Origin of the sequence: Sphingorhabdus sp. (assembly GCF_046596595.1) — a bacterium.
Classification (GTDB): Bacteria; Pseudomonadota; Alphaproteobacteria; order Sphingomonadales; family Sphingomonadaceae; genus Sphingorhabdus_B.
The window spans coordinates 1-9,986 of the sequence record NZ_JBKJMB010000093.1 but is presented as its reverse complement, the minus strand read 5'-3'; the positions used below and the strand labels follow the sequence as shown (position 1 = coordinate 9,986).

The window sequence follows — 9,986 nt, the reverse complement described above, 5'->3', positions numbered from 1 at the left end:
TTGCACTTGGGAGCAAGGACGGCTTCGTCGACGCCCGCATCTTCGGCAAGCCCGTCACCCGCCCCTATCGCCGCATGGCAGTGACGCTGGCGCGCGTAACGAACGGCGACACGGACGCAGCGCGCGCCATTGCGGTGGCTGCCATGCGGCGATAGGGGCGGGTGACGGGCTTGCCGAAGATGCGGGCGTCGACGAAGCCGTCCTTGCTCCCAAGTGCAAGCGCATCGGCGAGGCCAGTGATTGCGAAATCCTGCGCATCGCGGTCGGCGAGGACTACTGCACTGGCCGATGCGCCGAGCAGCGTTATCGCTGGTATCGGCAAACCCAGAATCGCGCGCGCATGCAGGTCAAACTCGGTCAGCGTTTGCGACACCAAGGTCACCATGCCGGTGTCATGCGGGCGAGGGCTCAATTCGGAGAAGATGACCGCGTCGCCCTTCACGAAAAACTCGACCCCGAACAGGCCATAGCCGCCAAGCGCATCAACCACTTTCGCCGCCATGTCCTGCGCTGATTTCAGCGCTGCGTCCGACATCGCGGCGGGTTGCCAGCTTTCACGATAATCGCCGCGTTCCTGACGGTGGCCAATCGGCGGGCAGAAATGGACTTTATCGCGCGCGCGGACCGTCAAGAGGGTGATTTCATAATCGAAATCGATGAATTGCTCGGCAATCACGCGCAGCCTGTCACCGCGCATGCCGGCGGCGGCGTAGTCCCATGACGCGTCAATATCGGCCTCGCTCCGCATCGTGCTTTGGCCCTTGCCTGACGACGACATAACTGGCTTTACCACCAAAGGCAGGCCAAGCTTTCCTGCCGCGGCGTGCAGTTCCTCGCGGCTTTCGGCATAGACGTAACGCGACGTTGTCAGCCCCAGTTCGGACGCTGCCAGATCGCGAATGGCATCGCGGTTCATCGTCAACTGCGCCGCGCGCGCCGATGGAACGACGGTAAAGCCCTTCGCCTCATAATCGGCGAGAACCTCGGTGCGGATCGCCTCAATCTCGGGCACGATAAAATCGGGCTGATGCTTCTCGATTGCCGCGCCAAGCGCCGCACCATCGAGCATCGAAAAGACTTCCGCCTCGTCCGCCACCTGCATTGCTGGCGCATGCGCGTAATTGTCACAGGCAATGACATGGCAGCCGAGCCGCTTGGCCGCGATGACAAATTCGCGCCCCAGCTCGCCCGAGCCAAGCAGAAGTATCTTTGCAGTTGGTGTCACTTATAATGCTCCCGCCGGTCTCCAAAATCACGCACGCGCTTGCGCCATGCGCGGTAGCTGCCAGGCTTAAGCTGCGCGCGCATAATCGCCTTCACCTGATCCGGCGTCACATTGTGCTGATCGGAAATCTGGCCAAAACTGATATGGTCCGAAAGCGCCATCTCGACGATCTCGCTGAGCTGCGCAGGGGAAAGGTTATTGGACAAGCTCGCCATGAAACGGCTTTCGCTTCATTCGTGGTCTTGCGCAATATCAAATGCGCACGGTCCCGTGTCAGCGTCGTTGGTCGCAGTCGGTTAGACGCCGAACAAATTCTGCCAGCGCGGGTCTGACTTTGCGACCTTCAACAAAAACGGACAGGTCGGCCGCGCCTTGACGCCCATCGCCTCAATCTGTTCAAACACACCCTTGGCCAGCTTCGCGCCTGCGCCTGTTCCGCGTAACGCAGAGGGAACTTCTGCATGGGGCAAAACCATGACGTCACCTTCCCAGCGGATGCTCACTATGGCATCCCCTGCGGGAGTTGGCATACGGAAACGGTTCTTGTCGGGTTCGTAAATCAGGTCGGTCATAGGGCCTAAATGCCTATTCCCACTCAATCGTTCCCGGTGGCTTCGACGTATAGTCATAAACCACGCGGTTGATGCCTTTGACTTCGTTGATGATCCGCGTCGACACGCGGCTCAGGAAGGCGCTTTCGAACGGGTAAATGTCGGCGGTCATGCCGTCGGTTGAGGTCACCGCGCGCAAGGCGCAGACATTGTCGTAGGTCCGCCCGTCGCCCATCACGCCAACGGTGCGCACGGGTAACAGCACGGCAAAGGCCTGCCATATCGCGTCATACAGCCCCGCGTTGCGGATTTCTTCGAGATAGACCGCATCCGCTTTGCGCAAAACATCGCAGCGTTCCTTGGTCACTTCGCCCGGAATGCGGATGGCAAGGCCGGGGCCGGGGAAGGGGTGGCGACCGACGAACTGGTCATTCAGGCCAAGCTCGCGGCCAAGCACGCGCACTTCATCCTTGAACAATTCGCGCAACGGCTCGACCAGTTGCATCTTCATCCGCGCGGGTAGGCCACCGACATTATGGTGGCTTTTGATCGTCACCGAAGGCCCGCCGGTAAAGCTGACGCTTTCGATGACATCGGGGTACAAGGTCCCCTGCGCAAGGAAATCTGCGCCGCCAATTTTTTTTGCTTCTTCGTCGAACACGTTGATGAATTCAGCGCCAATGAATTTGCGCTTGGCCTCGGGGTCAGTGACGCCCGCCAATCCAGCCATAAAGCGTTCCTCGGCATCGACGACGACGAGCGGGATGTTGTAATGGTCGCGGAACAAAGTTTCGACCTGCGCACGTTCGTTCATGCGCAAAAGGCCGTGATCGACAAAGACGCAGGTGAGCTGATCGCCAATCGCCTCATGGATGAGGATCGCCGCAACCGAGCTGTCGACGCCGCCGGAAAGGCCGCAGATAACCCGGCCTGAGCCCACTTGGGCGCGGATTTCTGCTATCTTGGTCGCGCGAAACTCCGCCATCGTCCAGTCGCCGGCCAGACCGCAGACCTTGTGCACGAAGTTGGAAATCAGCTTCGCGCCATCAGGGGTGTGGACGACCTCGGGGTGAAACTGAATGCCGTAATATTGCCGCGCCTCATCGGCTATGAAGGCATAAGGCGCGCCGTCGCTGGTCGCGACCACCTCAAATCCGGGTGCAAGGCTTGTCACCTTGTCGCCATGGCTCATCCACACCTGATGCTTGTCGCCGCTTTCCCAAAGACCGTCAAACAACGCACAGGGTTTTTCGACTTCAATGAACGCCCGGCCAAATTCGCCGCCTTCGCCTTCGCTGACATGCCCGCCAAGCTGCATCATCATCGTTTGCTGGCCATAGCAGATGCCAAGCACGGGCAGACCGCTGTCAAAAACGACCTGCGGGGCACGCGGGGAGTCGGCGTGTGTGGTGGATGCAGGGCCGCCGGACAAAATGATGCCCTTTGGCTGCATCCGCGCAAACGCCGCCTCGGCATTGTTGAACGGTGCGATTTCGGAATAGACCCCGGCCTCGCGCACACGGCGCGCGATCAACTGCGTAACTTGGCTTCCGAAATCGATGATCAGGATGGAGTCGGAAGGTTCGCTGTGTGTTTTGGTGTCTGGCATGGCCAGCCGATAGTGATTGGCGCGCCACCTGTCTAGTTACCCCAGCTTAGATACCACCGCTGACTTTGCCCATCGGATGCAATGCGCTATGGTGATTGGGTGAGTAAAATCGATACCCGCCGCGCGGACATTGTCCAGCGACTGACCGATTATGTCCTGGCAGAGGGGCTTTCGGCGGCGAGCCTGCGTCCGCTGGCCAAGGCGGCGGGAACCAGCGACCGGATGCTGCTGTATTATTTCAAGGACAAATCCGAAATCATCACGGCTGTGCTTGGGGAAATTTCCGCGCGGCTTGTTGCGTTGATGACTGACCGGACCGCGCCGCAACCGCTGCCTCTGGATGAATTGCGCCGCCAGCTGGCGGGGTTCTTGTTCGACGATGCGTTGTGGCCATATATGCGGATCTGGCTTGACGTTGCGTCACGCGCGGCGATGGGTGACGCATATTATCGCAACGTGGGCGAACAGATTGGCCGGGGATTTTTGGAGTGGGGCAAAATGCAATTGGCGTCAGACAGCGATGCGCAACGGGACATTGACGCCGCCCGATTGTTCGTCAGCATCGAAGGCATGCTGTTCCTGAAAAGCATTGGACTTGATGATGTGAACGCGAAAGCGCTTTAACGCGTGCGCGCGGCCCTTGCTTCCCCAAGCAGCATGGCAGGGACGTTTCCATTGGTCCGGTAGCTTTGCACCAGAAGGTAGCCAGCGAGAAATGGCGCGCCGAGGTTAAAGGCCGCAAATCCAAGAACGAGGCCAGTCGCTGTAAATTCGTGCCGCCATGCGACCCAGACGCCTGACAGGATCAGGAAACACAGAAAGTCGAGATTGAACTGCCCGCGCCACGTCATCTCCGCCATATCGCCAAAAAATACCGCATAGAGGCCAATGCCGTGACTGGAGATGGTGATGCTGGTGTAGACGCCGACGATCAATATAATCGCAACGAGCAGAGCGCGGAACAACGGCATGGCTAAACCTCCCTTTGAACAAAGGGGATATAGCATAATGTAGCGACTGCTACAATAAACGATTTAGTCAGTCAGTTCCACCCAGGTCGGAGCGTGGTCGCTCGCTTTTTCGCGGCCGCGATGGTCTTTGTCGACGCCGCAGCGCGTCAGGCGATCGGCTACATTTGGGCTTAACAGCAGGTGGTCGATACGAAAGCCATGGTCGCGCTGCCATGCGCCGGCTTGAAAATCCCAGAATGTCCACACCCCGCCCTGCGGGTAATGCGTCGCCAGCGCGTCGGTCCAGCCTTGGCCCAAAAGTGCGCGATAGGCCGCAATACTCTCCGGCTGGCGCAGCGCGTCGTCGAGCATTGCGCCAGGTGCCCAGATATCATGCGCGTGCGGGATGACATTATAATCCCCCGCCAGCACTGCCGGAATTTCCGCCGCAAGCAATTCGGCCGCGCGTGCATAAAGCCGCTGCATCCATGCAAGCTTATAGTCGAATTTCGGCCCGGGTTGCGGGTTGCCGTTTGGCAGATAGATGCTGGCAACACGAACACCAAACACGTCAGCTTCCAGATAACGGGCATGTTCGTCCATTGGGTCGCCGGGCAATGTGCGCTGCACTTCAACTGGCTGCGTGCCCTTGGCGAGTATCGCGACGCCGTTGAAAGATTTTTGCCCGTGCCAGATCGCACCATAGCCAGCGCGTTCGAAATCGGCGACGGGAAAGCCCTCGTCCTGCGATTTGACCTCCTGAAGACAGGCAATGTCGGGCTGCGTTTCCTCCAGCCACTCAAGCAATCGGGGAAGGCGCGCTTTGACGCCGTTGATGTTGTAAGTCGCAATACGCATTGCGGAACCCTAGCGGGAAAAGTTGCTGTGCTGAACCTACTTTAGCAACTTCTGTCATGTTGAACTTGTTTGTGCTCTGCACGCCTTCGACTCCAGCATCCATCGTGAAGCTGAATCATCGCGCATTATTAAACGTCACCCTGAACTTGTTTCAGGGTCCATTTATCCATTATTGCTCTAGGCGTGCTGCATGATAGACCCTGAAACAAGTTCAGGGTGACGTTGTGGTGTTCACGGTGACGGTGTGGTGTTCGGGGTGACGCTGTGGTGTTCGGGGTGACAGTGTGGTGTTCAGGGTGACGCTGTGGTGCTCACGGTGACGGTGTCGAATATCCACACCACGTCGTCATGCTGAACTTGTTTCAGCATCTTAATGTTGCAGATGGAACGCGTGCCTAAACCGAAAAACTCGATCCGCATCCACAACCGGCCTGGGCTTGCGGGTTGGTGACCTTGAAGCTTTTGCCGCCCAACGATTCAACGAAATCGACCGCCGCGCCGCGCACAAGGTCAAGGCTCATGGGATCAACGACGAGCGATGCGCCATCACCTTCGGCGCGGATGTCATCGGCCTCGACCGAGTCCGCAAGGCCAAAGCGATATTGAAAACCCGAACAGCCCCCACCCTCGACCGACAGCCGAAGCACGGGGTCCTTGCCCAGCTTCGTTGCAATTTCGGCCACGCGGCGCGCGGCATTCACTGTCATAGAAATGACTTCAGTTTCGGTCATATGGGATATGTAGGCCATCTGGCGGGCAAAGAAAAGGGGCGGCAAAGTTTCCGATGCCAGCCCCCAAGATTACACCCTCTCCCAAAGGTGATGCGTTAGCCTGTCCGCTTACTCGCCTTCAGCTGGACCGCCAATGGCTTTGCTATCAGTAGTTTTCGAGGCAAGCAAGATGTTTGCGCCGCTTGGGTCTGATTTCAATGGCGACAGGAATGCGATGGGGTTAATCGCTTCACCAGCGATGCGGACTTCATAGTGCAGATGGCTTCCGGTGGAGCGGCCAGTCGAGCCCATATAGCCCAATATATCGCCCTTGCGAATGCGTTGACCGGGCGAGACATTCATCGCCGACAAATGGCCGTAACGTGTCTGAACCGCGTTGCCGTGGTTGATTTCAACAAACTTGCCATAGCCGCCAACCCATTCAGCGCGGCCAATGGTGCCATCGGCGGTTGCGAAAATGGGCGTGCCCACTGGACCTGGAATATCGAGGCCCTTGTGATTGCGGCTTGCGCCACGTGTCGGGGCAGTGCGGTAGCCATATCCGCTGGAGAATTTCATGATTTCAACTGGGTTGATCGATGGAACGGCAACTTCGACCTTGGTCGTTGTGCCATTGATGCGGCCCCAGCTGTCGTTCAATGCGCGGAACTCTGGGTCCGATACGCCAAGGGCGGTTTGGTTGGCTTTTAAATCTTCGGGTGAAATGCGGAAAGTGTCGGATGATGCGGCGGCTGAATTGGCGAGGGCTGGAGTGGCGGCTGATACCGCGACCAATATACCTAACGCGGATGCAGCTTTAAGGATCAGTGATTGGCGCGAAGCCAAAGCGCTGGATACCATATGTGTCATTACCTTATGTTGCGACCCGCGCCGTTACCGACGCAGCCCCGATTTTGACCAAGACAGTTGATCTGCCCACCCCTTATGAACAGAGTGGTGTCCGATGGTTCAAACGAATGCAACATCCCCGTAATAATCACGGGACAAACCGGCGCTCAAACGCGCTGAGTCGTTGAATGGAGGCTTCAGCGACCCACTAAAGTGCCGGTTTACCAGTATTTTCCAGTAAGGTTTTGGTAATAATTGGCATTCGGTACAACCCGCCTCGAACCACTTTGTTCCGGCTAACACGTGTGAAACCTCATCATTATATATCCGATTCAGGATGCGCGCGGACACCGAATCGCCTGAGGCTTCGAATCGAACGATCGTCGCAGGCGTCACATCAAGCCCGCGAGCCTCAAGCACCATCGGCACAACGGCAAGCCGCGCGAGCGCATCATGCCGCGTTTCGAACGCAGATTCCCATAGCCCGTCATGCGCCGGGTGCGCGCCATAATGCCTGCCCAACTGACGCAGGCGCCGGTCAAGCAGGACGAAATGCATCGCTTCGTCTGCGCCGACCTTCATCCAGTCATCGACAAATGCGCGCGGGAATTTTGCGCCAAAACGCCCGACCAGATCAAACGCCAGGTCAATCGCTGCAAATTCGATATGCGCCAACGCATGCAGCATAGCGACCCTGCTCGCCTGCGTTCCACCTTTGCGTCTTTTGGGCATTTGACCCGGCGGCAGCAAAATCGGGTGCGCTGGCCGCGATGGCCAATCGGGCATGTCGGCGTCGAATGCATGCGCCAACCGCCCAAGCCGCCAGTCACGTGCGGCTTTGCGCGCGGCCATCACCTTTGCCTGCGGATCGGCGGTGGTGAGGACGGATAGGCAGGCTTGGGCGAGGGTGGTCGACATCTCAGTCATGCGTTGACTGTTTCAAGTGACCGTAGCCCTGAGCAGCAGGTGCGGAGCGCCTGCGACCGTCGAAGGGCGTCGATCAGATCAATCGCCAGCATTATAAGCGCCCTTCGACAGGCTCAGGGCTACGGTGTATAAATCCACTGATCAACTTCTAAACCTACAAACCCTTCGCAGCCGCCAGCACCTCGGCTGCGTGGTCCTTGACCTTTACCTTGCGCCAAACCGCCGCGACCTTATTGTCCTTGCCGACCAGATAAGTGGACCGGTCAATGCCCATATAGCTTTTGCCGTACATCGATTTTTCGACCCAAGCGCCCATTTGCTCGGTGGCGTCGCTGGCTTCGTCCGAAAGCAAGGTCACGTTCAACGCATATTTCTCGGCAAATTTCGCAAGCTTGGCTGGCTTGTCCTTGGACATGCCGTACACCGGACAGCCCAAAGCAGCAAAGTCGTCGGCCAAGGCTGTAAAGTCCTTTGCCTCATTGGTGCAACCCGGCGTGTCAGCCTTGGGGTAAAAATACAGCACGAACGGGCCCTTGAGCGCCGCCATATTGACCGCAATGCCTGCGCTATCGGCGACGGTCACATCGGGAAGCGAGTCATTAATGTCGGTCATTGTCAGTTCCTTTTCAAAAATCTCGTGGACCAAATAGGCTTTGATATTGGTCCATGACAACCCCGCGATAATCCCTAATCTGCGCGTTCAGGCCCTCCCAATCTGCACAGGCGAGGCTTTGGGCAATCAGCATCTGCGCGGCCGGGGGCGGGGTGTCGCAATCTGGCGCAATCAATCGCACCATGACCAACAGCCGCGCCATCAATGCAAAGGCCTTGGCAAAGTCAGGCGGGAGATGGCCCTGCGCGACAAGCGGGTCAATTGCTGGCCCAAGCTGCGGCGTCAAGCCGACATGCGTTTCGAGCTGAAGCGCGTGGATGATGAATTCCATGTCTACCAGCCCGCCGGGCAACAGCTTTACATCCAGATCGCCTTTGGGCGGTTTATGCGCAGCCATGTCCTTGCGCATCGATGCGATATCGTCGCGCAGTTTGGCACTGTCGCGCGGCGCGTGCAAAACATCATGGATGATCGCTGTTACCTGCGCGCGCGCGTCCGCCGAACCGAACAACACCCGCGCCCGCGTCAGCGCCATATGCTCCCACGTCCACGCATTCTGGCGCTGATATTGGTCAAAGCTTTTGACCGACGCACAAAGCAGGCCATCCGCGCCCGAGGGCCGAAGCCGTGTATCGACCTCATATAATGCGCCAGATGCCGTCGGCACCGACATCGCAGCGATCACGCGCTGCGCCAGCCGGTTAAAATATTGCGTCGCGCCCAATGGTCGTGGTCCATCGGACTCGGCCATATAATCACCCGTGAACAGCAGGATCAGGTCAAGGTCGGACGCATGGGTCAATGCTTCGCCGCCAAGTCTGCCAAGCGCCAATATGATCAGCTCGCCGCCCGCAACCTTGCCGTGCACCTTTTCAAATTCGGCCACCGTCGCTGCGGTGAGCGTCTGCAACGCTGCTTGCGCCAAATGCGCGTAGCTGCGTGCGATATCGAGCGCATCGCTTCGCCCTTCAATCAGCTGCACGCCCAACGCGAAGCGCTTTTCGCCGACATAATCGCGAACGATATCAAGCGTGGATTGATAGTCGGCGTCGCCGATCCGGCGCTGCATAGCCGCTTGCAACGCCGCCACGTCGCCGGGTAAATGCATCGCACTGGTATCGATCAGCGCGTCAAGATAACGGCTCTGGCGGCCAAGGTCGTCGGCGAGCGTCGGGGCGTAGCTCAGGATATTCGCCACCAGTTGCAATAGGCCGGGCCGCGCCTCAAGCAAGCGAAACACGTTGATCGCGCTTGGCATGGCTTCGATCATATTGTCGAAACGGGCGATAGCGCGATCGCGGTCAGGGGCCTGCGCCATCGCGGCCATGATCGCGGGCAAGACAGCCTCGAACGCGTCGCGTGCCGATGCGCTGCGGATTGCGCGGATCTTGCCGCTGCGCCACCGTTTTAGTCGCTGCATCACGGCTGCGGGGTCGGCATAGCCCAAATCGGTCAACTGCTCCTCAAGCGGCAGGCCTTCTTCCGCCATGCGCGGGCCTTCGCTCCCATTTGCATCAACCATGCGGTCGTAGATCGCCGCGACTTGAGCGGTGATCGGCTGGACTGCCGCAATCAATGCATCGGCATCGGCCAGGCCATGCAGCCGCGCCACGGCATCTGCGGTGTCGCGGTTGGCCGGAATCTCGTGCGTCTGGCGGTCGCTATGCATTTGCAGGCGATGTTCGACCGTACGC

The 9,986-nt window shown here is 58.6% G+C and carries 10 protein-coding genes and 2 pseudogenes; 1 reads left to right on the top strand and 11 read right to left on the bottom strand.

Annotated features, from left to right (window positions below; translation table 11 throughout):
- Positions 1–88: 88 nt before the first annotated feature.
- The 4 genes and pseudogenes from purT to guaA all read right to left on the bottom strand — a co-directional run.
- Positions 89–1,225 (bottom strand): annotated as a pseudogene (gene purT / locus ACLL9E_RS08995) (formate-dependent phosphoribosylglycinamide formyltransferase); the annotation flags it as partial.
- Positions 1,222–1,440 carry a DUF2805 domain-containing protein gene (locus tag ACLL9E_RS08990; protein ID WP_411291402.1) on the bottom strand — a complete coding sequence of 73 codons (219 nt, stop codon included), beginning with the start codon at positions 1,438–1,440 and terminating at the stop codon, positions 1,222–1,224. The gene ACLL9E_RS08990 and the pseudogene purT, both read right to left, overlap by 4 nt.
- An 81-nt stretch (positions 1,441–1,521) precedes the next feature.
- Positions 1,522–1,797 (bottom strand): GNAT family N-acetyltransferase, encoded by a 276-nt coding sequence (locus tag ACLL9E_RS08985; protein WP_411291401.1) that lies wholly within the window; start codon positions 1,795–1,797, stop codon positions 1,522–1,524.
- A 13-nt stretch (positions 1,798–1,810) separates the two neighbouring features.
- The gene (guaA, locus tag ACLL9E_RS08980; protein ID WP_411291400.1) at positions 1,811–3,385 is read right to left on the bottom strand and encodes a glutamine-hydrolyzing GMP synthase; all 1,575 of its coding nucleotides are present in this window, start codon (positions 3,383–3,385) and stop codon (positions 1,811–1,813) included.
- Positions 3,386–3,484: 99 nt separating this feature from the next.
- Between guaA and ACLL9E_RS08975 the strand changes: the two genes are divergently transcribed.
- Complete coding sequence (locus tag ACLL9E_RS08975; protein ID WP_411291399.1) at positions 3,485–4,009, top strand: TetR family transcriptional regulator; 525 nt, start codon at positions 3,485–3,487, stop codon at positions 4,007–4,009.
- On the opposite strand, the gene ACLL9E_RS08970 is transcribed toward ACLL9E_RS08975, so the two are convergent.
- The 7 genes and pseudogenes from ACLL9E_RS08970 to ACLL9E_RS08940 all read right to left on the bottom strand — a co-directional run.
- A complete protein-coding gene (locus ACLL9E_RS08970; RefSeq protein WP_411291398.1) occupies positions 4,006–4,356 on the bottom strand; it encodes a hypothetical protein in 351 nt (116 codons plus the stop codon). The genes ACLL9E_RS08975 and ACLL9E_RS08970 overlap by 4 nt on opposite strands.
- A 63-nt stretch (positions 4,357–4,419) precedes the next feature.
- Complete coding sequence (gene xth, locus ACLL9E_RS08965) at positions 4,420–5,193, bottom strand: exodeoxyribonuclease III (protein ID WP_411291397.1); 774 nt, start codon at positions 5,191–5,193, stop codon at positions 4,420–4,422.
- A gap of 395 nt (positions 5,194–5,588) precedes the next feature.
- Complete coding sequence (locus tag ACLL9E_RS08960) at positions 5,589–5,924, bottom strand: HesB/IscA family protein (protein ID WP_411291396.1); 336 nt, start codon at positions 5,922–5,924, stop codon at positions 5,589–5,591.
- A 108-nt stretch (positions 5,925–6,032) separates the two neighbouring features.
- On the bottom strand, positions 6,033–6,764 hold the full coding sequence (locus ACLL9E_RS08955; protein ID WP_411291395.1) for a M23 family metallopeptidase: 732 nt from the start codon (positions 6,762–6,764) through the stop codon (positions 6,033–6,035).
- 108 nt (positions 6,765–6,872) lie between these two features.
- Entirely contained in the window at positions 6,873–7,679 is an 807-nt protein-coding gene (locus ACLL9E_RS08950) for a ferritin-like domain-containing protein (protein WP_411291394.1), read from the bottom strand.
- A gap of 154 nt (positions 7,680–7,833) precedes the next feature.
- The gene (locus ACLL9E_RS08945; protein ID WP_411291393.1) at positions 7,834–8,292 is read right to left on the bottom strand and encodes a peroxiredoxin; all 459 of its coding nucleotides are present in this window, start codon (positions 8,290–8,292) and stop codon (positions 7,834–7,836) included.
- Positions 8,293–8,305: 13 nt separating this feature from the next.
- Positions 8,306–9,986 (bottom strand): annotated as a pseudogene (locus ACLL9E_RS08940) (glutamine-synthetase adenylyltransferase); the annotation flags it as partial.